Here is a 23,594-nt window from a genome sequence, read left to right as displayed (position 1 = left end):
GAGCCTAAAAGGCTCTTCTACGATTATGGAAATTTCAGACACAACAATTGCTCCTGAGATCGATCAGGACACTCAGGCCGCGATCGACGTCGACCGCGCTACGGGCGACTTCCGTTTCCCAGAGAACCACAAATTTGATGCTGGTTACGGTCTCAATGCAGACACCGTACGCTATATTTCGAACGTCAAAAAAGAAAAGGACTGGATCCTCGAGTTCCGCCTCAAAGCACTCGACGTTTTCGAATCCAAGCCGATGCCTACTAACTGGGCAACGGACGACCTCAACAACATCGACTTCGACGCGATCCGCTACTACCTCTCAGATGGTCAGCAGCCAAAACGTAGCTGGGACGATGTTCCAGACGACATCAAGGAAACTTTCGAGCGTCTCGGTATTCCTCAACAAGAACGGGCATTCCTCGCAGGTGTGGAAGCTCAGTTCGACTCAGAAGCAGCTTACTCGAACGTCAAAGAAGCTCTCAGTAAAGAAGGTGTGATCTTTGTCAACTCTACTGAAGGCCTCCGCGAGCACGAAGAAATCTTCCGCCCGTATTTCGGTAAAGTTATCCCAACTGGAGACAACAAATTCTCTGCTCTCAACTCCGCAGTGTTTTCCGGGGGCTCATTTATCTACATCCCTAAGGGCGTGAAGCTCAAGCAACCACTTCAAGCCTATTTCCGTATCAACTCTGAAAACTTCGGTCAGTTTGAGCGCACGCTCATCATCGCTGACGAAGGATCTGAGGTCATGTATATGGAAGGCTGTACTGCTCCTAAATTTGAAACAGCGACTCTCCACTCAGCAGTGGTTGAGTTAGTAGCTCTCAAAGGCGCTAAGATCCAGTACATTACAGTTCAAAACTGGTCATCCAATGTATTCAACCTCGTGACAAAGCGCGGTATCGCTCACGAAGATGCCGAGATCCGCTGGATCGACTGCAACATCGGTTCACGCCTCACCATGAAATACCCTGGTGTTGTGATGAAAGGCGAAGGTGCCCGTGGTGAAGTAATCTCCATAGCTCTCGCCAACGACGGACAACTCCAAGACACTGGTGCCAAAATGATCCACGCTGCAGACAACACCACGTCCAATGTGGTATCTAAGTCCATTTCCGTAGGTAAAGGCAACTCAACTTACCGCGGCCAGGTTCACATTCCTAAACACCTCAAAGGCTGTAAGAACAACACCGAGTGTGACGCATTGCTTATCAATAGCACCTCGCGCACTGACACCTACCCGGCAATCACAGTTCGCGGTAACCAGCACGTAACGCAGCACGAAGCATCCGTCTCTCAGGTTTCTGAAGACATGCTCTTCTACATGCAGCAACGCGGACTCAATGAAGGCCAAGCAATGTCGCTCGCAGTCAACGGATTCATCAACGAGCTCGTCCGCGAGTTTCCTATGGAATACTCGGTCGAACTCAAGCGTCTCATCGACCTCGAAATGGAAGGTTCAGTCGGATAAATCCGACAATTAAGAATTAACAATTAAGAATTAAGAATTGTGCTCAGGCTGGTGCCAAACTCTTTGCAGCGTAGCTGCCAGTCCACTTCACTCTTCACACTTCACACTTAATACTCACTTAATGACAACTTTAGAATTACCAAGCATCACTGCTGAACAGCCCAGCACACTTGCTGATGCTCCACAATGGTTCACTGACGCGCAAAACGCGGCTTGGCAGACCTACCTCGACTCACCAGCCCCTTCCCGCAAGATGGAGACTTGGCGTTTCGGTGAACTCAAGCAGCTCGATTTCGATAGCTTCACACCGGCGGCATTCGCTGACTCTCAAGACATCGATGTTGCCATCTCAGGTCTCGACGAAACATCTGCTCAGTTCATCTTCACTAACGACTCGCTCGCACATGCTGAAGCGGATCTTCCAGATGGTGTTATTTGTCTCCCACTCGAAGACGCACTTCAGCAGCACCCAGAGCTGGTTGAGAAACACTTCATGAAGGGTGACTCCAAGCTCGGCTCAGCCAAGTTTGCAGCACTGCATAAAGCGCACCTCTCCAACGGACTCTTCGTTTACGTTCCTAAGGGCGTGGAGGTAGTAAAGCCAATCGAGGTGTATCACATTCTCGCAGGTGACAAGCTAGCGATCTTCCCGCACACCCTCATCGTTACAGAAGCGAATGCAAAGGTCACTGTGGTCGATTACTTCAAGAGCGCCGGAGATGGTGCTGGTCTCTGCATCGCAATGAACGACCTCATCGCAGGGCCGGGCTCACAGCTCAACTACTCCGCGATTCAAGACTTCAACCTCAGCTCGAAGATCATCCAGATCAATAACACGACAGCTGAGCGCGACTCCAACGCAAAGGCATTCACGCTCAACATCGGTTGTGCATGGGCACGTAACGAGTCACTCTCATTGCTTAGCGGCAAAGGGGCTAACTCCGACATGCTTTCGCTCAACATCCCATCTGGTGAGCAGAAGTTTGACCAACGCACATTCCAGCACCACGCTGCACCGCACACATTCAGTGACTTGCTCTACAAAAACACACTCTACGATAAATCAAAGACTGTGTTCTCTGGCCTGATCACTGTGGACCCTGGAGCGCATTTTACTGACGCCTACCAGACTTGCCGTAACTTGCTGATGGACGACACCACTGAAATCAACTCCATGCCTGGTCTTCAGATCAGCGCTGACCAAGTGAAATGCTCGCACGGCTCCACAGCTTCTGCGATCAGCGACGAGGAAATTTTCTACCTTCAGGCGCGTGGTATCCACCCGAAGAAAGCGCGCCAGCTCATCGCTCGCGGCTTCTGCGTGGAAGTCATCGAACGCATCGGCAACGAAGCACTCGAAGCACTCGTTCTCAGCTACGTCGATGCCAAGTTCGCCACCATCGCGTAATTAGCTAAACGCACACTTTACGAAGGCGACCTCAATGTGAGGTCGCCTTTTTTCGTTTATAGTCTTGATCAGAATGAAGGCTATCGTTCACTTTATCTCAAGCTGAACAGCACATTTCCCATGGAGAAAGAAAACCACACTTTTGAATTCTACGACACCGACCCACTCATCAGAGCTCAAGATCTACTGCAGGAATGGAAGCCAAAATTCAGCCTATTGAAACAACGCACTATTGCACGCAGAGCTATTGATATTTCATTGAATTGCCTACCAGCCTGGTTGATTCTTACTCAAACTTACAGTAGATTTCCACAATCTAGGGAAAAAGCACTCAACGCTATCAGTATCGGAAAAGCGATTCTCCCCTGCCCGTTTGAGCTCGAGGTCGAAACTGGAGAAGGTGATGAAAAAGTAGTCATCACCCGTGAGCTAGATGTGCAAGAGCATAGCTTCCTCGCGATCATTCAGCATATGGCCAAGCTCTACTTCAAAACGAAAGACTACGACTCGGCTATTGAAATTTTACATCTAGGCCTCAGTTACACGGAGGAAGATCCACTCCACTTGCGCGCGGATCTCTGCGCCACTTTGCTTTTTGACCAACAGTTCGATGAGGCCGAAAAACTAGCCAGTAATGAGAATTTTGAAAAATCGCTCGCCAGTAGAGTAGCTCAAGCTTACCTCCATTTCAAAACGGAACTTCCTGACTGGACGCCAGATCAAATGGACGAGATCGACGACCAACTCTGCGGTCGCACACTCTGGCAATGGATGCACGAGCAATCCAACGGCATGAAGCGCCACATTCGCGCTATCAATCATGCCAACCTTTCTTTGCACCTTCATGCTCAACCCGCAATGCGGCAAAATTAAGCTACCACTCAAACTCACAACGCGCCACGCCTCAGAAGCTCTCGCAGTCGCTCAGACTCACCATGAACTATGGGCCGACGAAGAATTACCACTCAAGCTGCTAGAGGAATTCCCTTGGGACAACCCGACGAAGAAAGAGATTATCAAAGAGGACAAACCACTTCTCCTAGCAACCATCAAACAGCTAGAGAAACACCGTGACTCACTGCGTCACCAAGCTGAGAAAGATCACCTTGACGACCATCATTACTATTAGCCCTTCAGCTCAGAGAGTTTTATACAGAATTATCAAAAAAAATCAGAATTCACAAAATTTGCATCTGATACAGGAACCATGGATTTTGTAAATTTTGAGACATTCTGCAATTCTGTATAATTTCACAGGGTTTGTTGTCGTGTCCTTGTGAAGCATTTGAATAAATAGCTCCAGCTTCACGTCGAATGGGCATGAGGCAAAAAAATGTATTCTATACGTCGGTAGTTCTAGCTCTCAGCCTGGGCTCATCCGCTGGAGTTTATCTTTCACACCATCAACTCAACTCGGGGTGGAAAGACCTACGTTCCTCAAAATTTGAGACACTTGAGCTCAAAGAGGACGTTGAAGCTCGATCACACAAGATTGCTTCTCGAGAAAATGCTGCTGCGGATTTACAAAAAATTGCACAGCAGCTAAGCACCAATCACTACAGGCAATTTCTGAGTCTCAAGCAGAAAAAGAACACGCCACCAAACTACATCATAAGCTAGAAAATCAGATCAACGAATCAGCACAGGCACAAAAACAAGCTGAGCTAGCCCGCTCCCGTGCCGACGATGCTTCTCGTTCAGCCAAACGAGAAGCCGACAAAAGCAGCAAACTGCAATCGCACTATGTCGATGCTCAAGTGCTGGCTACTGCTGCAGAAAAAGAATCTCTAGCAGCCAAATCACAATATCAAACCTCCCACTCGAGGTCCTTGAGGGAGTTTGATAAAATGAAAAATGAGAGCGTGAATCTCGCTAAACTTCAGCAAGACGTTCAATATCAAATGGACGATGCAGAAGCACTAAGCGCTCAGGCAAACCAAGTGATCGGAGAACACAATGCTCTAGAGAGAGAAATAAGCTCATTAGAAAATGATATTTGCCAACTCAAGAGTGAACTTTCCACGAGGAATACTAACATCCACCACCACCGCCAACGGCTCCACAATTTAGAATCTGAGAAGAATCGTTTGCACTGCCAACTCGATGCCGAACACTCAAAAAATAACTCCCTCGAAAGTGAAGTCCGCAGCCTGCAGTCAAAGCTCAACAGCAGAGCCACAAGCTCCAATAGCCACTCACCAAGAATGCCAAAAGCTCATGTGACTCACCAAAAGAAACGAGTGGCTTGTACAACTCAAACAAACAGATTGAACATAAGTAAAGCCAAACTGGATAGTTTCCGCTCAAAAAATATTACTCTCAGGCACTAAGATCGCTCAGATATTTGAGCCTTTTACCTACGATCTCCGCTCCTACCTTCAGACTGTCAAATGCCTAAAAGTCGAATTCCAGTGAGAGCGCATGGTAGCGATATTAAATGATCAAAATCACAAGACTTAGATCTCTAGTCCTTAGACCTTCCAACCGTAGACTCATCCAACATCTGTAGGGATCGAGTGGCCAGTATTAGTGACACATACTCCAATTGTCGGCACCGATCAAAACATGATACATCGCAGTACAAATCTCACTTTTTCTTTGTTTTTTTAGAGTCCTCTTTAGACGTGAATGGAATCAGATTTTTAGTATAAGTGACAAGATCATGGATCATTTCACCGGTACGAGAGCGCGGCGGCGCTCCCTCGTCAACATTGATACGCACACGCACAGTTTTGATTTTTGGTTCTTCATCCATAATTACTATCTATAATTTATAACTTGTTTTTCATTACTTTCCAATCACCGAATGTCACAGCCCCTAAGATATCTGGAGTAATTTCTCTTATAGAGGTGAAACTCGGTGAGCCCTACGCCCCCTATTCCTTGCCGTACAACACCAATTAATGTCCGGGTTCATTGGTGCGATTTTAGTCGTTACCGAGGCTGATGGATCTTCGGTGGAACGCTTTTATTATAATGCCGTCTGCTGGGCCAAAGAACCAAGCGAACAGGAAGAGAATGGAGCCAGCCACCACCATTGCAGCAGCAAATGAACAATCCATCCAAACGTAGAGGTAGAGCCCCATCACTGAGGAAATGAGCGCGTGAACTCCAGAGAGCAATAGCATTACCTTTAGCCGATGCGAGCATAGATACGCGCTCGCTGCCGGGATAATTAGCAGTGCTATCACTAGGATGGCCCCCACCGCCTGAAAAGAAGTCACCACCACCATCGAAAGCACCGCCATCAATGCGTAATGCACAATACGTGGACGGTAGCCAATAGACGCAGCCATACCAGGATCGAAGGAGCTCAAAAGAAGAATTCGGTAACAAACAATAACAGTCAGCATGGTCAGTATGGCAACAATTGCCGAGGTAACGAGCGGCTTGGGAACATCGTAGCCCAACATAGTAACGCTATCGTGGTCGAGGATACTGACTAGCTTGCCGTAGACTACACAGTCGGCATCGATGTGCACCTTACTGGCGTATACACTGACAAGAATGACTCCTATTGCGAAAAGGCTGGTGAAGGCGATACCGATGGCAGCGTCTTGCTTCACCCTCGTTTTACTATGGATCATCTCGATCATGAAAGTAACGAGGAGTCCCGCGCCCGAAGCCCCAACGAGCAACCAGGGTGAGGATAGATCCTCGGTGAACAAAAATGCCACAACAATCCCAGGGAGTACACTATGGCTAATGGCATCCCCCACCAAAGACATGCGACGCAGCACTAAAAACGCCCCTAATTGTGAACACGGTAGAGCCACAAAAAACGCCATCATAACTAGGTAAAAGACATCTTCCGCCCCTAAAATAAACGGTCTCTCAATCCACTCAACCATATTAATAACCTGTTGCTCCTTTCTGAGATCCACCATCGCTTTGCTGAGCCATAGTCTGGCTGACAGAAGGAATCGGTTTTCCATGTGGATCTAGCACGGGGAAATCCAAATCACGCTCTAACTGGCGCACAGTGCTGGCACCGATCACGTGCTCGATCTTCTCAGCATCGTCGTGGACGTGATCCGCATCGTAGTCAGCTTGGTTGGTGAGGTAAAGTTCCCACAGTCGGTGATTTCGGACAATTTCAACCGCACGCCTCCAACCAGATGGTGTGAGGTAAATCCCCGATTTTGCATCGTCAAAGGAAGCTTCCTTTGATTTCCTCAACCTCTGCACATCCAATTTTACTTCTTCGATCGAGCGCTTGCGGACTTCAGCCAGATCACGCAGCCCCACGCCATCATGGGCGAAACCTTCATTCTCTAGCATTTTATAAATAGCTTTGAGTGTATTCTCGCGGTTAATTCGCTGCTTTCTTCTGAACACCTTCAAGGACTTTGAAATTACTCCATGCTGAGGAGCCATTAGATAGACAAGGCCAAATAATATGGCCGCTGTCAGGGCAATCAAAGGGCCTGTCGGAACATCGGCAGAATCTATAGTCAAGGAAACGTAGCAACCTAACAGACCAGAGGCTACAGCAAAGCCCACTGCATAAAGCATCATCCGGTACAGCCGATCAGTCAGCAAATAGGCCGTAGCAGCAGGTGTAATCAACAATGCCGACACCAAGATCACTCCTACAGCCTGCATCGAAACCACCACTGAAAATGTAAGTAATGTGTAAAATATAAAGTTCAGCCATTTCACTGGGTAGCCCAAACCTACTGCAAATCCACTATCAAAGCTGACAACCAACAATGGACGAATCAGCAACCAAACAACTACTACTAACACAAATGTAGTCCAGAACATTGCCGCCAAGTCAGCGTCGCTGATCATCGCAGCATTGCCGTAGATGTAAGTGCTAATTCCCGCTCTGTTATCGATATAATCCTTCAGTCCAGACTGCATTGCTAGACCGACTCCAAAAAAGCTCGCCAGTACAATACCCAGTGCGGCATCTGACTTCAGCCGAGTGGTAGACTCGATCGCGCGTACCATCCCCGCCCCCAGTAAGCCAATGCTCACCGCGCAGCTAAAAATAACCCACGGGTTTTTGTCTATGCCGAGCATATGACACATCACAAAACCTAACACCACACCTGGCAGCACAGCATGGGACAAGGCATCCCCCACTAGCGCAATCCGCCTGACGACAACAAATGCCCCCAAGAGTCCTGATGCCACACCTAAGATAATGGTAGCGAGAAACGCCTTCTGGTTGATGGTAAAGGAGGCTAAGGTGGTGAAATCATAATCCATCACTATGGCTGTACATCCTTCCCTTGTTTAGCGGCCTTCTCAGCTATTTCACTGAGCACAGTGAGTCGACCACCATAGGTTTTGTGTAAAAGTTCTTGGGTGAAAATATCTTTGGTTTCACCAAAGGCGACTAAACGCATATTGAGCAACAAGAGCATATCAAAGTACTCTTGTGCTGATTGGAGATCGTGGTGCACCACGATCACCGTTTTGCCGTTCTCGCGCATTTCTTGCAAGAGCTTGATGATAGCAGCCTCAGTGGCGGCATCTACCCCAGCGAATGGCTCATCCATCAAGTACAGATCACTGTCCTGAGCGAGAGCTCGAGCTAGGAAAACACGCTGTTGCTGTCCTCCACTGAGGTTTCCAATCTGACGGTTGGCGTAGGGCAACATGCCTAGCTTATCGAGCGATTCAGAGGCGATCATGCGCTCCTTTTTCCCAGGCCTCCGGAATAGACCTAAGCGTCCATAAGTACCCATCAGCGCCACATCCATCACGGTCACGGGGAAATCCCAGTCGACACTCTCGCGCTGCGGCACATAGCCCACACGGTGGAGACTCTCTTTAAGCGGTTTTCCAAAAATTTTGACCCAGCCACCTGACGATGGGACGACCCCCATGATGGATTTGATAAAAGTCGATTTACCCGCGCCATTGGGGCCAATAATACCGACGAGGTTCCCCTCAGGGATAGCCACATCCACTCCATAAAGCACTGGGCGCTTGTGATAGGTTACTGTGAGGTCGTGAGTCTCTAGAGCTGGAATGTTCATATACTTTGCTTAAGTGATAGAGAAAAAGGGAAAAGGGAAAAATGCAATGTTCGGCCTCAAAACCAAAGATCACACTTTTTCGTGTTATGAAGAAATTCTTACTTCTGGCCTCTAGATTCTTTCAGCTTACTTCAGTCCTTCAACCACAACATTCACGTTGTGCTTGATCATTCCGATGTAAGTGCCTTTGTCGTACTTTTCACCATGGACGTCGACGACATCTCCAGGAGTTCCGCAAGCGTCTGAGAAGAGGTGCTGCTTACTGACTGATACACCAGCATTGTCAGCGACAGCTTTGATGCCTTTGTCGTTCACGCTGGACTCAGGGAAGATCATCTTGAGGTTGTTCTCCTTGATGAAAGCTATGAGCATGTTCGCGCTGCCTAGTCCTGCTGAATCAGCAGATGATATACCTTGAAGACCTTTTACTTTGAAGCCAAATGCATTTCCGAAGTACTCGAATGCGTCGTGGCTAGTCACCATCACGCGCTGTCCTTCAGGGATTTCTTGAACACGTGTGAGCGCCCATGATTTGAGCTCGATGAGTTGTGCACGATATGCTTCGCCACGCTGCTGAAACTCAGCTGCGTGTGCTGCATCCACAGCACTGAGGCCTTTAACAACCTCATCGATAGTGTGCGCCCAGATCTCTGGATCTCCCCATACGTGTGGATCGTGTGCATGGTCAGCTCCGAGGATCTGCTCGTGTGGGATCGCATCCGTCACAGCGTAGACGTTATCGCCTTTCGCAGTGCGCTTCTCGAGTCCTTCCTGCATTCTACCTTCAAGGTGTAGTCCTGAGTAGAACACGACATCCGCACTTTTGATCGCAGCTGTGTCTTCGAAGGTCTGAGCGTAAGCGTGAGGATCCACTGTTGGGTCCATCAAGCCGATCACCTCGACTTGATCTCCGCCAATGATTTTCACCATGTCAGTCACCATCGTCGAAGTCGCTACCGCATGGATCTTAGCGTCTTCCTGCCAGATGCCTGCAGACTTTCCATCTTTGTTACCACAACTCGTGAGCGCAAGTGCGAGACCTGCTGCTGCAGCTGTAATTAGTTTTGTTAGTTTCATAAGTATATTTGTTTAAATTTAAATTTTAGAATGATGCTGAAAATCTGACGCCGCCGATAAGTGCGTCACTGACACTCGAGCTTCCTGATGGGTTGAGGATGTATTGAACCTCTGGCTGTAACGCAAAGTGGTCGTTCAGTTGGAAACGATAGAATGCATCGATAGTGCACTCATCTTTGGCAAAACCATCACCATCGTTTGCATAGGAATCATCTGAAAGATCAACATAAGTCACATAGACACCTGCTGAGTCAGAAGAACGGCCAGCAACAGAGCCTTCGCTCATAAGTCCAAGAGCAATGTGCTGAGCAATCTCGCTCACGTTCTCGTCAGCTGTTGCGTACTGTGCAAATACGTAAATTCCTTCTGCTGAATCTTCAGCACGCGTTGTGAGTCGCTGTTCTGCGGTGAAAAAGAAACCAAACGCGCCGGAGTCGGAGCCACCAGAAAAGGTTTCAAAGCTGCCACTGTGATACCAGGCACCTGCGCTGAGGCGACCTTCGTCCAAGCTGCAAAGTGACTCCCAAGTTTGTTCCCCCTGAAGGATATGAAAGTAATCGTTAGAGCTATCACCCGAGAAATACGAGGATGGACCACTTCGACCCGTTTCCACTCCATCAACAGCGGTACCACCATCGTTTAGGCCGTAGCCTACGGTAAATGCAGTAACGTCATTTTCTACCAGAGTAGCAAACACGTTCACACTCATCGCTGGATTTGGATACGTTGGAAAAGTAAAGATTGTTGGTGAGAAACCAGCTGAGGAATTCGAAAAATTGCCACCTGCGTCAACATAGTTAAACTCGCTATTCGCGTCGACCTTACCCACTTTGACTCGGTATTTTCCGTCTGCAAATTTCTGCTCAAACCAAAGTTCGTACAAGACATCCATTGAACGATCTGACCCAATATTGGTGAATCCTTGAATGTCGCCAGCATCTGCGGATCCACCTCTTTCGGCGTTCACATGCAAATACTGCGCAAACACTGTTGCACCTTTAAGACCAAAAATATTTTCCAGATCAAACTCCGCATCAAAGACAAAAAGGTTGCGGTCAGACCCGCCACTCTTCACGCCGCCATCGAGTACGTTGGTGTATTCGTAGACGTACTCACCTGCGATCGAGACGCCCGCATCACTCGCCCGCTCCAGTGAGTTCTCAAATTTATTTAACAACATCCTCGACTCAGCATGCTCATGGGGCTGGATAGGGTGCTTTTGACCATCCTCTCCGTGGTGTGGATGGGCCGACTCAGCTAGCACTGAAACACAAGCCGCAGCCATAGTGCCGACCACTAGTAATTCACTCTTCATATTCTCAACTTCTAAAATGGTGATCGAATTTCTCGATTGTAAGGCGCTTTCACACGACCACCTCTTCGATGTCTCTCCAATCTGGTAGGCTTGTAGACCGACCCATTATTTGCGTCAACTACAAAAATTAGTCTAGGCTAATTTTATTCACAAGCATTCATTTTATCATCACAAACTAAGATTCAGTAATTCGTTTGAGAAATGGAGAGAGTCCAATAGTTGCTGAGAACTATTTTTGCTTATCCCAGCGATAGAAATCACTTTCTTTTTGACGGATACTGACCAATGGTAGTTTCATTAGCATGAGCAAACTTATTTTCAGTACAATCGAGGAAATCATCGCAGACATTGCTGCCGGCAAGATCATCATCTGCGCCGACGACCCATCCCGCGAGAATGAAGCAGACCTCATCTGCGCTGGCAGTCTGGTTACCAAAGAAATCGTAGCCTTCATGGCCACCCACGGACGCGGGCTTATCTGCGCTCCCATTTCTGCGGAACAAGCAGACAAACTGGATCTACCACAAATGAGCCGACGTAACACGGAAGCTCTCAAGACTGCATTCACCGTTTCAGTCGACGCCAAAGATGGAATCACCACGGGCATATCTGCAGCAGATCGCGCTCTCGCATTGCGAATCTTGGCCAACCCTGACAGCTCTGCTGACATGCTAGTTAAGCCTGGACACGTCTTTCCGCTACAGGCAGCCGAAGGCGGAGTACTCCGCCGCACTGGCCACACAGAAGCCGCCGTCGATCTTGCACGCCTCGCTGGGTTAGAACCCGCCGGTGTGATCTGTGAGATCATGAACGAAAATGGTGAGATGGCACGTGTCGGTGACCTCGGCGACTACCAACAACAACACGGCCTCAAAGCATGCACCATTGCCCAGCTCGTAGAACACCGACGCAAATCTGAAAAGCTAGTCCATTGCACAGAAGTCATTAAGCTTCCAACAGATTTCGGTGAGTTCGATTGCCACCTGTATGAAGTCGACACCGACGACTCTCACCACCTTGCCCTCGTCCGCGGTGAAATTGACCCCACTAAACCCATCATCGTGCGAGTCCATTCAGAATGCCTCACTGGTGACGTTTTCATGTCCCGTCGTTGTGATTGTGGTGGCCAGCTCCACCAAGCACTTGAGCACATCGCCAAAGATGGCGGCGTATTACTCTACCTCCGTCAAGAAGGCCGCGGCATTGGACTCCCAGCCAAAATCCACGCCTACAAGCTCCAAGAGCAAGGCTATGACACCGTCGAAGCAAACGAAAAGCTCGGCTACGGTGCCGACCTTCGTGACTACGGCATGGGTGCCCAAATCCTCCACGACCTTGGAGTACGCCACATTCGACTGCTCACTAATAACCCAAAAAAGATGGTGGGCCTTCAAGGCTACGGTCTCGATATAGTAGAACAACTTCCGATTCGTCAGACCTCTAACGAGCATAACGAAAAGTACCTTCAGACTAAAAAAGACCGCATGGACCACCTGCTCTAGTTTGAGTAGTAGCAAGTATTCAGTAGCGAGTGGCTAGTAGCCGCAGGCTTGACCTCTCTTTGCTCTTTCCTCTTCTTAATTCTCAAAAAATGTCTAATAAAATCAAAGGCGCATGGGAGAAATCCATGCCGAAACTTCAGTTCGACTTCATGCGTAAAGTCCTCGCCGCTCCTAGTCCAATCGGTCTCGAAGCCGCCATGTCCTACGGTGTGCTCAAGCCCGCATTTGAAAAGTTTATGCCGAAATCATCGGCTATCCACCAATTCAAAGGCAATGCAGGCATTGTCGTCGACACCCATCCAGGCCGCGACGACATGACCTCCGTGATGATCATCGGTCACGCTGACAAGATTCGCCTTCAAGTCCGTAAAATCGACTCCGACGGCAAGATTTGGATCAACACCGATTCGTTCCTCCCCTGCACCCTCGTTGGCCACGAAGTAACACTTTTCTGCCAGAACCCTAAAAATCCAGGCAACTACCGCAGTATTGACGGTGGCACTATCGAGGCCCTCGGAGCCATCCACTTTTCAGAGCCAGCCCAGCGCACTGGAGAAAAAGGTCTCAAGCCTGAGATGATGTATCTCGAACTCCAAATGCACGGAAAAGACTGCAAGAAGCGCATTGAAGAACTCGGCATTCGCGCAGGTGACCCGATCATCCTCAACCGCCCAATCAAGCGCGGATTCTCCGAAGATTCCTTCTACGGTGCCTACCTCGACAACGGGCTAGGTTGTTTCGTGGTTGCTGAAATCGCTAAGCTACTCGCAAAGTCACCACTCAAAAACATCCGCGTGCTTTACACCATTGCTACCCACGAAGAAATCGGTCGCTTTGGTGCCACAGCTATCGCAGGTGAACTCAAGCCGGACATCCTCATTGGATCAGACGTCAACCACGACTACGATGCCGCACCAGGAATGAGCGCCAAGCGCATGAACCCACTCACAATGGGTAAAGGCTTCTCAATCACCAAAGGTTCCATCACCAGCGAACATCTCAACTCCATCATCGAAGAAGCATGTATGGCCGAGGGCATCCCCTACCAAATGGACTTCTCTGGTCGTGACACAGGCACTGACGCGATGGCCGCAGCCCTCGCTGGATTCGATGCCGCAGCCACTTCTATCGGTTTCCCAATCCGCAACATGCACACCATCTCCGAGACTGGCCACACCGCCGACGTACTAGCCGCCATTCACGGCATGATTGCCACTTTCCGCGCGATGGACGAAATGAACCGTGGCAAAGGAATCACCCGTGATGACCTCAAAAATGGCCACCCAAGACTCGATACAGCAACATCACTCACGTAGTCCATTCTACTAATAAAGCAACACCAGCCCTGCTCGCCCACCAGCGACAGGGCTTTTTTAGTTTAAAAAGAGTCTCAGCTCTGGACTGCGTTTCTCCACTCTACTAGTGCTAGAAAACGGCTCTAACAGCCAAGGCTTCATAGTGCTCGTCGGAACACTAAAAACCGAACACTCTTACTGATCTTCGGTCGGCTTTCTGGTGCGCTTCACCTCTTTAGCAACGATCTCTACGTAGAACGACTCGAGTACATCCTTCTCGGCTTGATCGATCGCTACAAAGAGTTGCTTTAAATGCACAGGAAGAGCAACTTCAGCATCCGCGCCGAACTGGCAATTGAAGTCCCAGAAATCCATACCTTCTGTGAGCGTCTTCTTGCGCTCGCGCTTGATGTACTTATTGATCGTTTTTTTTGCAGCTTCCACCATGCGTGCTGGTTTCTTGTTCTCGTCAATAAGGGTAAATACTTTTTTCATAATCAGTTCTGGATAAATGGCAACACCACTCACTCATAAAGAAAATTGAGCACGAAAGTGCATTGCCGCCCCGCAGCTCTACATGTAATGCCACCAGATGCAAAACAAAGTTCACGTGTCGCTGCGCTCTAATTAAGAATTAACAATCAATAATTTTCCAACTAATCTATATTGGTGTAAGCTAATTTTTAAGTTGCGACCCGTACTTTACGCCATGCTGATCATATGGGACCAGCGTAGTAAGCTACAATCAGTGCATCTTTCTGCTTTGGTAGTGAATCGGTAAATTGCTCCCCCTGAATATCTGCGTAATGCATAGCTCCTGGCACGTGACCAGCATTGAACTTCTTTATGCGATTCGCATCAATCACTGTAATGGCACCTTTTGCTAGCTCAGCTTTCAGATCCGAAACACTAAGATCAGCAAAGGAATGCTTTTCCTTCTTAGGTTTCTCATCTGGTGTTGCCTTCTCAACTGGTGCAGAAGGCTTAACCTCTTCTGAGAAGGCTGTTGTCATTGGGATGATAAGCGACAATGACACCACAAATACATGATTCCTTTTCATAGCCTTCCTAACTCACATAATTGCTAGTATAGATAGATCACCCCTGTTATATCTAATTGATTATCTGCACTACACACAGAGCTAAATCGACATCAAAGCCGACTGAAACAACACTCTAGAATCCAACTCCACTCGTGATAATTAGTGCGCTTCATGGCCGGGGGGCGCTTCGCTCCTAATTAGGAATTTTTATGCTTTCGCGTGTTTTGCGGTAAAAATCGTTTCGTGTTGGTCTGAAAACTGGTTACTGAACACTTCTACTCAATTTAGCTGCTTCTTCTTTTGCTAAAGCTCTAAGCAACTCCTTGCCACGAACTATACATTGATCATGTTGGACACCTAGGTTTGTAATAGCATAGTGACGGTCGAACATGGCTTCGGCTCCGTCCTCGATACGACCAGCCATGACCACCACAGTCTTGCCTGCGGCCTTGGCCATCTGAGCGACGCCAGCGGGCCCCTTACCTTCTGCAGTTTGTGCATCGAGACTACCTTCCCCGGTGATCACCACATCGGCCTCGGCGATGCGTTGCTCTAGCTTCAACTCACCTGCTAGCCACTCAAAACCATTCACCAATGTGCCTCCAGAAAAATGCATCAGGCCAAATCCTAGTCCACCTGAAGCTCCTGAGCCATCCAGACTGGCGACAGCCTCGCCGCCACTCACACGCATGATAGTCTCAATAATTTTCTCCATCTTAGGAATATTCTCCACGCCTTTCTGTGGGCCATAAATGGCGGTTGCTCCATTTTCGCCTAACAGCGGGTTGCGCACGTCGCAGGCAACTAAGATTTCAGGCATCTGCATTATCCCACCAAGGTCAGCTTTTGCTGCCCGCTCAAGCTCGGCTGGGACTGGCATCAAGTGCTGTCCCTCGGCATCGTAGAACTTGGCACCCAATTCGACCGCCATTCCTGTACCAGCGTCATTGGTGGCGCTACCGCCGATTCCCATCACTATTCTCTTCACTTTGTGGGTTAAAATAGCATCCCGCATCATTATTCCCACACCAGCCGTATTAGAATATTCTGGATCTCTAAGGTCTTTTTCAATCATTTCTAGTCCACAGGACTCCGCCATTTCCATCACTGCGTTGTCTCCGATGATGAGGTATCGCGACTCGCAAGCACGCCCTAGAGCATCCAGAGAACTACAGCTAACCCACTCGCCACCAATGGAGTCACGTACAGCCTCGGTAAATCCTTCACCACCATCCGCTATCGGAGCTTGTTCGATCTCCAATCCGGGGCATCCCTCCGACAAGCCTTTGGCGATAGCCTCACACGCCTCAGCGGCGGTCATCGATCCTTTAAACTTATCGCATGCAATCAGTATTTTCATAATCAAACACTTATAAAAAAAGTGCAAAAAAATACCACTGTTTACTTGCCAAATCCGAAGAAATAAGTTTTCTTTCCCCCGCAGCTAACGCATCACGGAGGGGTGGCAGAGTGGTTTAATGCACCGGTCTTGAAAACCGACGTAGGGTTAAACCTACCGTGAGTTCGAATCTCACCCCCTCTGCCAGCGTGGCAGCTAAAAAAGCGAATCGGAAACGATTCGCTTTTTTGTGCCCCCGAGACTACACGACGCCGTGAGGCAGAAACCCCTACCGGAGTATCACGGGAGAAACCATTCACCGTCCTCATTTTGAGAGTTAAGTATTTGAGCACATCCAAGTTCAGATTTAAAAAAACACTAAGGGTGTGACAGTCTATTTAGTACACTTCTCGATAATTTGGCCACAGTTCAAAACTCTCCGTATAGCAACGCGGCTTAGCCCCTCGGTCATGAAACCCTATCAGCACAGCCCCTAAGTGGGCAGGCACAAGCCCGTAAGAGACCAGCTCCAGGAGAATCTACCCTGCCTATTGATTTGTTAAGTCCCTGTGATTCGTGGTGGGAGCTCGTTTCATTGTGTTGGGTTTGCCGCATGAATTTGGCAAATTTCTAATTTTTTATTGATTCGTCACAATCGCTAGAGATCATACATCTATGCCAATTCACAGCTACACAGGAGGCCATGTATCCACTAATGGTTATATTATTGAGCACGAGGGTGCATGTATCGTGATCGATGCCCCAGCTCTGATTCATGAAATAATCGAGCAAGAAGGGCTCAAGCCTACGCACCTCTTGCTGACTCATCAACATTTTGATCACACTGAGGATGTCGAAGCGCTTCAGACAATGGGCGTGGAGGTTTTGATGCACTCGCCTTACTCAGAGACGTTGATCCGCCAAAAGGAAGCTCGTGAGAACTGGGGGCTACCAGTGCAGATCGCTCCCTTTACCCCTGACGTTTTACTCGATGGTAATGCAAGCTATACGATTGGTGGGCTTGAGTTCAAGATCGCTCATATTCCTGGGCATTCGCCTGACTCAGTCAGCTACTACTTCCCAGCAGTAGGTGCCGTTTTTGCTGGCGACACTCTGATGGAGGGATCGATCGGCAGAACTGACCTACCAGGTGGCTCCCACGAGCAATTGCTAGAAGGCATTCGGACAAAACTCTTCACTCTGCCAGACATAACAGTCGTCTGCTCAGGCCATGGCAGCCAAACCACTATTGGTCACGAGAAAGAGCACAATCCATTTGTGTAATGCGGTACTGACACGCATCAATATTTGTGAAATTTAGAATGAGCGATGAAGCCTTGGGCATCCCTTTCAGCGCAACGTGGTGTTACGTTTAAGGTTGTTATGCCAGCAATGATGAGCAAATCCCAGAGTATAACATTTTCGTGAAATCGCGCCCTCAACACTTTCAGCGTAGTTTACTCTTCTGCATAGTCACCCAGCGTAGGCTCACTGAGCCAACACTGAGAGCCAACACTGGGCTAAGCTAGGTAAGCCCGATGGGCTATCTAGTACCACTAAGGGTTCTCAAAATAATTCTGTCAATTCTTTCTAAAAAACAACTCATCATGCGTAAGGCTTGGTGAGCACCAAAAAACCTCCCAGAGTCTAACTCTGCGAGGTTTTTAGAAATTTTGGAGAGGGCCGAAGCTTACTTTACAGTAGCTTCAACGCGCTTGAGCACTTCTTCGTAGGCTTCCATCACACCACCGAGGTCTTGGCGAAAACGGTCTTTGTCCATTTTCTTGCCAGTCTCTATGTCCCAAAGACGGCATGTGTCTGGGCTGATCTCGTCAGCAAGAACGATCTTCGCGTCAGCATCCTTTGTACGGCCAAACTCGACTTTAAAGTCAACGAGCTTGAGTCCAGCGTGCTGGAAAAATTCGATCATCACATCATTGATGATAAGTGCCTTAGATTTAAGCTCAGCACACTCCTCAGGAGTTGCTAGACCCATTTCGCGAGCGTAATCGTCGTTGATCAATGGATCGCCTAGTTCGTCACTCTTGTAGGAGAACTCAACGATTGGCTGGTTGAATGGTGTGCCTTCTTTTACGCCTAGACGCTTGGAAAAAGAACCTGCCGCGACGTTACGCACGATGACTTCCACCATGAGGATATCCACATTCTTAACCAGAAGATTGGTGTCATCGATGGACTCCAGAAGGTGTGTCTCCACGCCCTTAGCTTCGAGCATACGGTACATTGCAAGTGTGATTGCAGTGTTGAGGCGGCCCTTGTTTTCGAACTCAGCTTTCTTCTCAGCATTGAATGCTGTAGCTTCATCCTTGTACTCCATGCGGAGGACATTTGGGTCGTCAGTAGTGTAGAGTCGCTTGGCTTTGCCTTCGTAAAGTGGTTCCATGGTCATTTCCTACGGCTAACTCCCCTCTAGGTCAAGCCCTTGAAGAAGCATTTTTCTCGAATCAATAGGCACCAGCAGAGTAAGTAAGCTCATAGCTATGAGAATAAATCTCAAAGACCACACCGAACGGATCCTCTACGTAGACCATCCTGTAGGGTTTCTCTCCCGGATAATAATAGCGAACTGGCATCCGCTGTTTGCCTCCATGCGCTATAATTTTTTCCACCAACTCTTCTAAGTTGGGGTCTTGAACACAGAAATGGAATGTTCCTGTTTTATAGTATTCAAATTCATTTGGCTGATGGTTGTTTCTAAATTCAAAGAGCTCGACTCCCATTTTATCACCAGTCGACATGTGAGCGATTTTAAAACCTCCCCATCCTTCACCAAACACATCTGCGCACATCACCCCAATAGAGGTACTCGAGTCTTCTTCTATTTCTGTAGGCTCCATGATGACATACCAGCCCATCACCTCTCTATAAAACTCAACGGCTTTCTCTAAATTTGGCACAGATAGACCAATATGCGACATCGTTTTCGGGTACGTTTTCATAGCTTTCTTATTTTCAATCATTGTGGAGTCTAACACACTAATTTTGAACCATCACAGAAAAAAACCTCCTCAATATCTCAAGCTAGAAATCGGTTCTCGGCTTGTATTTCCTAACGCTCACTCGACCGCCATTCACCTTACGCATCGGCTCGAAAACCAAATCCATCCCCACTTCTTTGAGATCACAGACTGACTCCAGCAGCTCACCTAGCCGGCCCTTGGGAAATCCGCGCTCCTTAAACCAAGAAAGATATTCTGGAGGAAGGTCCATGATTGGCACCCCGCGTGGTGGATAATCCTTGGGCCCAAACTTACCGAATGGCATCCAGGACTGGCCAATTTCGATGAGCAAATTGCGAAAGTCCCCGCGATCAATTTCTGTAAAATCCATTCTTCACGCTTTTTTTAGCAAATCCGACGTCGGCTACAAGCTAAGACGACAAGCGTTCGTACAGAATTATCAAAATTACTCAGGTTTTACAAATTTCTTCTGAGATTTAGCACCGTGAGATCCATCTAGCTAGGATGTAGCGAGCCAGAGGCATTCCTCTACCTAGCGTTCATTATGAGCGTGGTTAGTGTCTTTCTGCTCGGATTAGGGTTGAAATTATGCAATTGCCAGTGCACCAGTCACTCATGCTTCGCATCTGCTTCATCGGTGGTTATGCCACCTTCCTCATTTTAGTGATCGCTCTACTAGCCATCAAAGTCATTGCTGTGGTTGGCCCAGGTGGACTTGGCGACGTTGCCTCAGAGTGGGCCGAGGTGCTTTTCACTGTCAAGAATCTCGTAACTTGGGGACTAGCGCTAGGAGTTGGATTCATCACTTGGTTACTCGCCCTCTTCGCTATCGCTAAGCGCTCACCTGAGTGGGAAAAATCATGGGTGAAGACGCTCATCATCGGCTGCCTCTTTATGAGCGGCTTCTTCCTCGCTCTCAGTATCCTAGGAGCGAGCGCTTTTTTACTAGACGGTTTTGCCGGTGAAGTCGCGGCTAAGATCGCAGGCTACATGAGTTCCCCTGTATTCATGGAGCTCGGATTTTTCCTTATCGGACTCTTCCTGCTTATGAGTTTCAACGTCGTTAGGAAAATTTACGAAGGTGATGACTTCGTGGAAATCGAAATTCCTAACCACCTCTTAGAAGACGAAAAAGAGAAGGAGTAGAGTCCCCTCTCTCACGTAGAAGCCTGCTTCCAGCCGCTTTCATCATGATGGCCTTACTACCTCTCAAGCTAGCTATCGAAAAGATCGGTAACAAATTCTATATCTGCGTCTGATGTCATGACCTCGCGCACATCAGACGCCAGCGTCACTTAAAAACTGGAGAGGTCGACAAAATCTAAAACGCTTCCAACTGCATTTCCGAGGTGAATTATCAACTGCGATAGCAAAGTCAACCGCAGCAGAATCTTCGTGTGAGTGCTTCAAGACGATATTGGTTGGAGCTGATAACGGGCTTTTCATCTCGATCTACCATCCAAAGTCTTCGGCCACGCGCAGTCCAGAGCTTTATTGTGTTCTCTTTATCCACCTAATCGGACGCTTCGGAGAAAAATCCCAGCCTGAAGATTCGTGCAATCGGTGCGGATTCGTGTTAGAGCTGTTTCATCGTGGAGGCCTTTCGAACCTTTCGTGGTTAGATCGCTTTATTGGACAGGCTTGTCCCCGTCGCCGGCTCAAATCTAAACCGTTGGGGTCCCGGGTTTCCGGGCTCCTAGCTTGTCGTTGAGGTAAAGTAACCCTGTGACATCGTCATCAATACGTTTCAGTGTTGTGATCACTTCTTCCACACTTTTTTCTTCCTCCACTTGCTCGTCTAAAAACCATTGCAAATGGCTTTTTGTAGTATGATCATTGAGTCGCAAAGCTATTTCATAAAGCTTGTTGATCGACTTTGTGTTTTCTTGTTCAGTCTCGAGCGAAAATTCAAATGCTTCTAGGGGTCCAGAAAAACTAGAACGAGGCTTCTCGATAGCTTCTAGCTCAAGCTGGCCACCTCTGTCCAAAAGATAGGTTTGCAGCCTTTGAGCGTGGGACAACTCTTCCAAGTGCTGCAAATGCATCCATGAGGAAAAACCGTCTAGGTTATCCTCCTCAAAGTAAGCCGAGATTGCTAAATAATTGTAAGCGGCTGTCAGTTCTTGATTGATCTGACTATTCAGTGCGTCTTGTAATTCTTGATGTATCATAAAATTTATTTTTAAAGATACCCTATACTAACAATAAAATCTAGCTCAAATACTATAAGCTTTGGTCGAAAGCGCCACAGGCTTGCATAGTGATTTTTTGGTATTCGATACACGTGCACATTTGCGACAAGCGTACTCAGGCTTGCTTGTCAGCTTACTGAGCAGATCCATATTCTTGAGAATATCTTTTCCGCTCCACTTACAGAATGTTTTTATTTTTGCCATGGTTAAGACTCACTATTGATAATGAATCTCAATATCTTAGATTTACAGAAATATGCAACCTAACATGGTGTAAAAGGGAGTTTACCAGCTGAGACCATAGTCTGAAATACTAGCCGAGTAGTGACTACTCCTTGTTTTCGTCAGTTTCTTCCTCTTTCTGAGAACCACCACCGAAGAGCCCACCGAGTCCGCGTTGAATGATATCAGAACCCGTTTTGATTGGATCTGTGATGTCTCCATTTTTTCCGGAATCGAGTATATTTCGTCCAGCTTGGATGACATTATTATCGCGTATTACATCTGTGAGACCTGAAGCATCAAGAGCACTAGGTAAGTCCCCGAGCGATTCAACAGCTTGATTGGTGAAGCGAAGGACTTGTTGCCCCCCTGCCATCTCGAACAAGCGATCTAGAGCCGCAGCTTTGATTCGATCTGTGAGATCTTCCTCGATAGCATCCACAGTGCCGCCAATATTGACGACTGCCCAGTGCATGCCTTCTTTACCGGGGAGAAATACTTTGTCCTCTGCCCCTGGGATGTGACTGAGTGTGCCCGGATTCAGTCCTACATTGAACCGACCACTCAAACGATCTCCATTCATATCCAGTTTCCCTTCGATGCGCATAAGGCCATCACAATGGACATAAATATTGCTGATTCGTAGTAGCTCTCCGAAGCGGTAGAAGTCACAGCTAAATTCAGAGAATCGTAGACGCTTAAAATCACGAATCACAGTGTAGGCAGCAATCGTGTCTAAAACCGGTAGAGCAGTTAGTTGTCCGTCAATAATTTTGATGCTTCCATTGAACTCAGGCTCATTCCCGCCTTTTGGTTTCACTGTGAATTTCGCCTCGACATCACCACTCAGTTTTTGCCTCCAGTCCTCATCGACTATATCGGCACATTTTAGTCCAGAAAGAATTCCAAAGAAACTATAATTGGGGGTTGGTGCACCTAGTTCCACCTGACCATCTAGCCCTAGTTTCCCACTGCCAAAAACATCAAAGCTCGCTCGATCTACCACCACTCTCTGCTCCATAAGACGCAGGGATGCGGTTTTCAGTTCCGCTTCATTCAGGATAGGAAATGGTAATTTTAACATCCCTTTTGTGAGTTCAGCTTTGTAGCCAAAATCTTCCTTTGTTAGATCGATTTGAGTTCCCTCTACGACATAGGCTCCACCTTTGGTTATGATTTTAGCATCAGCTCGGACAACCGAAGCATCTAGCAATTCAGCTTTAGCTGGCAGCATCTCTTCAAGCCACGACTTCTTAGCCTGAGGGATGTCAATTTTAGTAAATTCTTTTCTGAGGTCGAGCTCTAGTGATGCGGTCTGGACCACGACATCGGAGATTTTCCAGACATCACGCTTGATGTAATCAGTATCGACATTGAGAGAAATTTGATTGGCCTCTATTTTTTCGATCGCACCTTGAGAGGAAGCCGTGACCGATTCGTTGTCGAGGTGTAACCCGCTCCACGTCAATTCACCCAACTCTACAGGAACGCCCAACTCACCGCTAACCTTGGTGCTTACTTTCTCGCGAAAGCCATCACTGTGCAGAAATTGGATGACCATTTGATAGCCTACGACGGATGCTATCAGTAATAAGGTGACGGCCCCAAGTGCCCATTTCCAGAGCGCTGGAAATCCTTTTTTCTGCTTTTTTGAACTCTTTGATCTATGTTGACGTCGCTGCGACATGTTGCAGAACCTACCGCGTCGTTGGCTTGGCGCAAGAATTCTTCTAGCCTAGAACAAATATTTATTATT

The 23,594-nt window shown here is 47.9% G+C and carries 24 protein-coding genes and 1 tRNA gene; 11 read left to right on the top strand and 14 right to left on the bottom strand.

Translation table 11 applies throughout. The features are described from left to right. The first annotated feature begins 25 nt into the window (after positions 1 to 25). The 6 genes from sufB to BSZ32_RS15475 all read left to right on the top strand — a co-directional run bounded on the left by sufB (position 26) and on the right by BSZ32_RS15475 (position 5,209). Complete coding sequence (gene sufB / locus BSZ32_RS15500) at positions 26 to 1,471, top strand: Fe-S cluster assembly protein SufB (protein WP_105044255.1); 1,446 nt, start codon at positions 26 to 28, stop codon at positions 1,469 to 1,471. A gap of 121 nt (positions 1,472 to 1,592) precedes the next feature. After that, entirely contained in the window at positions 1,593 to 2,879 is a 1,287-nt protein-coding gene (sufD, locus tag BSZ32_RS15495) for a Fe-S cluster assembly protein SufD (protein ID WP_105044254.1), read from the top strand. Between the two features lie 120 nt (positions 2,880 to 2,999). Beyond that, complete coding sequence (locus tag BSZ32_RS15490) at positions 3,000 to 3,752, top strand: YfgM family protein (RefSeq protein WP_105044253.1); 753 nt, start codon at positions 3,000 to 3,002, stop codon at positions 3,750 to 3,752. Beyond that, entirely contained in the window at positions 3,700 to 4,008 is a 309-nt protein-coding gene (locus BSZ32_RS15485; RefSeq protein ID WP_129589788.1) for a hypothetical protein, read from the top strand. The genes BSZ32_RS15490 and BSZ32_RS15485 overlap by 53 nt, the downstream gene beginning before the upstream one ends. 191 nt (positions 4,009 to 4,199) lie before the next feature. Beyond that, positions 4,200 to 4,499: a hypothetical protein gene (locus BSZ32_RS19485; protein WP_129589787.1), complete on the top strand. Its 300-nt coding sequence runs from the start codon at positions 4,200 to 4,202 to the stop codon at positions 4,497 to 4,499. A gap of 242 nt (positions 4,500 to 4,741) precedes the next feature. Continuing rightward, a complete protein-coding gene (locus BSZ32_RS15475; protein ID WP_165788887.1) occupies positions 4,742 to 5,209 on the top strand; it encodes a hypothetical protein in 468 nt (155 codons plus the stop codon). Between the two features lie 257 nt (positions 5,210 to 5,466). On the opposite strand, the gene BSZ32_RS19000 is transcribed toward BSZ32_RS15475, so the two are convergent. From BSZ32_RS19000 to BSZ32_RS15450, 6 genes are all read right to left on the bottom strand, one after another. After that, entirely contained in the window at positions 5,467 to 5,634 is a 168-nt protein-coding gene (locus BSZ32_RS19000) for a hypothetical protein (protein ID WP_165788886.1), read from the bottom strand. A gap of 172 nt (positions 5,635 to 5,806) precedes the next feature. Then, positions 5,807 to 6,730 (bottom strand): metal ABC transporter permease, encoded by a 924-nt coding sequence (locus BSZ32_RS15470; protein WP_165788885.1) that lies wholly within the window; start codon positions 6,728 to 6,730, stop codon positions 5,807 to 5,809. 1 nt (position 6,731) lies between these two features. Further along, positions 6,732 to 8,096 (bottom strand): metal ABC transporter permease, encoded by a 1,365-nt coding sequence (locus BSZ32_RS15465; RefSeq protein ID WP_105044248.1) that lies wholly within the window; start codon positions 8,094 to 8,096, stop codon positions 6,732 to 6,734. A gap of 2 nt (positions 8,097 to 8,098) precedes the next feature. Next, entirely contained in the window at positions 8,099 to 8,872 is a 774-nt protein-coding gene (locus tag BSZ32_RS15460; protein ID WP_105044247.1) for a metal ABC transporter ATP-binding protein, read from the bottom strand. Between the two features lie 126 nt (positions 8,873 to 8,998). Next, a complete protein-coding gene (locus tag BSZ32_RS15455) occupies positions 8,999 to 9,949 on the bottom strand; it encodes a metal ABC transporter solute-binding protein, Zn/Mn family (protein ID WP_105044246.1) in 951 nt (316 codons plus the stop codon). Between the two features lie 25 nt (positions 9,950 to 9,974). Beyond that, positions 9,975 to 11,264, bottom strand: coding sequence for a carbohydrate porin (locus BSZ32_RS15450; RefSeq protein WP_105044245.1), 1,290 nt, complete (start codon positions 11,262 to 11,264; stop codon positions 9,975 to 9,977). A 302-nt stretch (positions 11,265 to 11,566) separates the two neighbouring features. On the opposite strand from BSZ32_RS15450, the gene BSZ32_RS15445 reads away from it, so the two are divergent. Both BSZ32_RS15445 and BSZ32_RS15440 read left to right on the top strand, forming a co-directional pair. Beyond that, on the top strand, positions 11,567 to 12,766 hold the full coding sequence (locus BSZ32_RS15445) for a bifunctional 3,4-dihydroxy-2-butanone-4-phosphate synthase/GTP cyclohydrolase II (RefSeq protein WP_105044244.1): 1,200 nt from the start codon (positions 11,567 to 11,569) through the stop codon (positions 12,764 to 12,766). A gap of 89 nt (positions 12,767 to 12,855) precedes the next feature. After that, positions 12,856 to 14,082, top strand: coding sequence for a peptidase M42 (locus tag BSZ32_RS15440; RefSeq protein WP_105044243.1), 1,227 nt, complete (start codon positions 12,856 to 12,858; stop codon positions 14,080 to 14,082). Positions 14,083 to 14,256: 174 nt separating this feature from the next. Here the strand turns inward: BSZ32_RS15440 and BSZ32_RS15435 are convergent, their stop codons facing one another. The 3 genes from BSZ32_RS15435 to BSZ32_RS15425 form a co-directional block, all read right to left on the bottom strand. Further along, on the bottom strand, positions 14,257 to 14,556 hold the full coding sequence (locus BSZ32_RS15435) for a DUF6172 family protein (RefSeq protein WP_105044242.1): 300 nt from the start codon (positions 14,554 to 14,556) through the stop codon (positions 14,257 to 14,259). Between the two features lie 221 nt (positions 14,557 to 14,777). Next, complete coding sequence (locus BSZ32_RS15430) at positions 14,778 to 15,122, bottom strand: rhodanese-like domain-containing protein (RefSeq protein WP_105044241.1); 345 nt, start codon at positions 15,120 to 15,122, stop codon at positions 14,778 to 14,780. Positions 15,123 to 15,366: 244 nt separating this feature from the next. After that, the gene (locus BSZ32_RS15425; RefSeq protein WP_105044240.1) at positions 15,367 to 16,464 is read right to left on the bottom strand and encodes a glycerate kinase; all 1,098 of its coding nucleotides are present in this window, start codon (positions 16,462 to 16,464) and stop codon (positions 15,367 to 15,369) included. Positions 16,465 to 16,560: 96 nt separating this feature from the next. Between BSZ32_RS15425 and BSZ32_RS15420 the strand changes: the two genes are divergently transcribed. Next, positions 16,561 to 16,650: transfer RNA gene (locus BSZ32_RS15420), tRNA-Ser, on the top strand. Positions 16,651 to 17,118: 468 nt separating this feature from the next. Further along, entirely contained in the window at positions 17,119 to 17,727 is a 609-nt protein-coding gene (locus BSZ32_RS15415) for an MBL fold metallo-hydrolase (protein WP_105044239.1), read from the top strand. 406 nt (positions 17,728 to 18,133) lie between these two features. Here BSZ32_RS15415 and purC read toward each other — a convergent pair whose 3' ends face one another. The 3 genes from purC to BSZ32_RS15400 form a co-directional block, all read right to left on the bottom strand. Then, complete coding sequence (gene purC / locus BSZ32_RS15410; RefSeq protein ID WP_105044879.1) at positions 18,134 to 18,847, bottom strand: phosphoribosylaminoimidazolesuccinocarboxamide synthase; 714 nt, start codon at positions 18,845 to 18,847, stop codon at positions 18,134 to 18,136. A 61-nt stretch (positions 18,848 to 18,908) separates the two neighbouring features. After that, entirely contained in the window at positions 18,909 to 19,403 is a 495-nt protein-coding gene (locus tag BSZ32_RS15405) for a lactoylglutathione lyase family protein (protein WP_105044878.1), read from the bottom strand. Between the two features lie 82 nt (positions 19,404 to 19,485). Then, positions 19,486 to 19,794, bottom strand: a complete 309-nt coding sequence (locus BSZ32_RS15400) for a putative quorum-sensing-regulated virulence factor (RefSeq protein ID WP_105044238.1) — start codon at positions 19,792 to 19,794, stop codon at positions 19,486 to 19,488. A gap of 218 nt (positions 19,795 to 20,012) precedes the next feature. On the opposite strand from BSZ32_RS15400, the gene BSZ32_RS15395 reads away from it, so the two are divergent. Beyond that, positions 20,013 to 20,570, top strand: a complete 558-nt coding sequence (locus BSZ32_RS15395) for a hypothetical protein (protein WP_105044237.1) — start codon at positions 20,013 to 20,015, stop codon at positions 20,568 to 20,570. 518 nt (positions 20,571 to 21,088) lie between these two features. Here the strand turns inward: BSZ32_RS15395 and BSZ32_RS15390 are convergent. After that, positions 21,089 to 21,595, bottom strand: a complete 507-nt coding sequence (locus BSZ32_RS15390; protein ID WP_105044236.1) for a ferritin — start codon at positions 21,593 to 21,595, stop codon at positions 21,089 to 21,091. Between the two features lie 349 nt (positions 21,596 to 21,944). Beyond that, positions 21,945 to 23,525 carry a translocation/assembly module TamB domain-containing protein gene (locus BSZ32_RS15380; protein WP_105044234.1) on the bottom strand — a complete coding sequence of 527 codons (1,581 nt, stop codon included), beginning with the start codon at positions 23,523 to 23,525 and terminating at the stop codon, positions 21,945 to 21,947. Positions 23,526 to 23,594 lie beyond the last annotated feature (69 nt).

It is taken from the genome of Rubritalea profundi, from assembly GCF_002954445.1.
Taxonomy (GTDB): Bacteria; Verrucomicrobiota; Verrucomicrobiia; order Verrucomicrobiales; family Akkermansiaceae; genus Rubritalea; species Rubritalea profundi.
Note: the sequence above shows the minus strand (reverse complement) of the source record. Positions and strands in the feature narration are given on the sequence as shown.

Bases quoted from the DNA above. Each gene is read 5' to 3' on its own strand.
- sufB (WP_105044255.1), top strand. From the start codon at position 26: ATGGAAATTTCAGACACAACAATTGCTCCTGAGATCGATCAGGACACT.
- BSZ32_RS19485 (WP_129589787.1), top strand. From the start codon at position 4,200: ATGAGGCAAAAAAATGTATTCTATACGTCGGTAGTTCTAGCTCTCAGC.
- BSZ32_RS15435 (WP_105044242.1), bottom strand. From the start codon at position 14,556: ATGAAAAAAGTATTTACCCTTATTGACGAGAACAAGAAACCAGCACGC.
- BSZ32_RS15450 (WP_105044245.1), bottom strand. From the start codon at position 11,264: ATGAAGAGTGAATTACTAGTGGTCGGCACTATGGCTGCGGCTTGTGTT.
- BSZ32_RS15445 (WP_105044244.1), top strand. From the start codon at position 11,567: ATGAGCAAACTTATTTTCAGTACAATCGAGGAAATCATCGCAGACATT.
- BSZ32_RS15490 (WP_105044253.1), top strand. From the start codon at position 3,000: ATGGAGAAAGAAAACCACACTTTTGAATTCTACGACACCGACCCACTC.
- BSZ32_RS15400 (WP_105044238.1), bottom strand. From the start codon at position 19,794: ATGGATTTTACAGAAATTGATCGCGGGGACTTTCGCAATTTGCTCATC.
- BSZ32_RS15465 (WP_105044248.1), bottom strand. From the start codon at position 8,096: ATGGATTATGATTTCACCACCTTAGCCTCCTTTACCATCAACCAGAAG.
- purC (WP_105044879.1), bottom strand. From the start codon at position 18,847: ATGGAACCACTTTACGAAGGCAAAGCCAAGCGACTCTACACTACTGAC.
- BSZ32_RS15440 (WP_105044243.1), top strand. From the start codon at position 12,856: ATGTCTAATAAAATCAAAGGCGCATGGGAGAAATCCATGCCGAAACTT.
- BSZ32_RS15415 (WP_105044239.1), top strand. From the start codon at position 17,119: ATGCCAATTCACAGCTACACAGGAGGCCATGTATCCACTAATGGTTAT.
- BSZ32_RS15405 (WP_105044878.1), bottom strand. From the start codon at position 19,403: ATGAAAACGTACCCGAAAACGATGTCGCATATTGGTCTATCTGTGCCA.
- BSZ32_RS15485 (WP_129589788.1), top strand. From the start codon at position 3,700: ATGCCAACCTTTCTTTGCACCTTCATGCTCAACCCGCAATGCGGCAAA.
- BSZ32_RS15380 (WP_105044234.1), bottom strand. From the start codon at position 23,525: ATGTCGCAGCGACGTCAACATAGATCAAAGAGTTCAAAAAAGCAGAAA.
- BSZ32_RS15425 (WP_105044240.1), bottom strand. From the start codon at position 16,464: ATGAAAATACTGATTGCATGCGATAAGTTTAAAGGATCGATGACCGCC.
- BSZ32_RS15390 (WP_105044236.1), bottom strand. From the start codon at position 21,595: ATGATACATCAAGAATTACAAGACGCACTGAATAGTCAGATCAATCAA.
- BSZ32_RS15460 (WP_105044247.1), bottom strand. From the start codon at position 8,872: ATGAACATTCCAGCTCTAGAGACTCACGACCTCACAGTAACCTATCAC.
- BSZ32_RS15430 (WP_105044241.1), bottom strand. From the start codon at position 15,122: ATGAAAAGGAATCATGTATTTGTGGTGTCATTGTCGCTTATCATCCCA.
- BSZ32_RS15470 (WP_165788885.1), bottom strand. From the start codon at position 6,730: ATGGTTGAGTGGATTGAGAGACCGTTTATTTTAGGGGCGGAAGATGTC.
- BSZ32_RS19000 (WP_165788886.1), bottom strand. From the start codon at position 5,634: ATGGATGAAGAACCAAAAATCAAAACTGTGCGTGTGCGTATCAATGTT.
- sufD (WP_105044254.1), top strand. From the start codon at position 1,593: ATGACAACTTTAGAATTACCAAGCATCACTGCTGAACAGCCCAGCACA.
- BSZ32_RS15395 (WP_105044237.1), top strand. From the start codon at position 20,013: ATGCAATTGCCAGTGCACCAGTCACTCATGCTTCGCATCTGCTTCATC.
- BSZ32_RS15455 (WP_105044246.1), bottom strand. From the start codon at position 9,949: ATGAAACTAACAAAACTAATTACAGCTGCAGCAGCAGGTCTCGCACTT.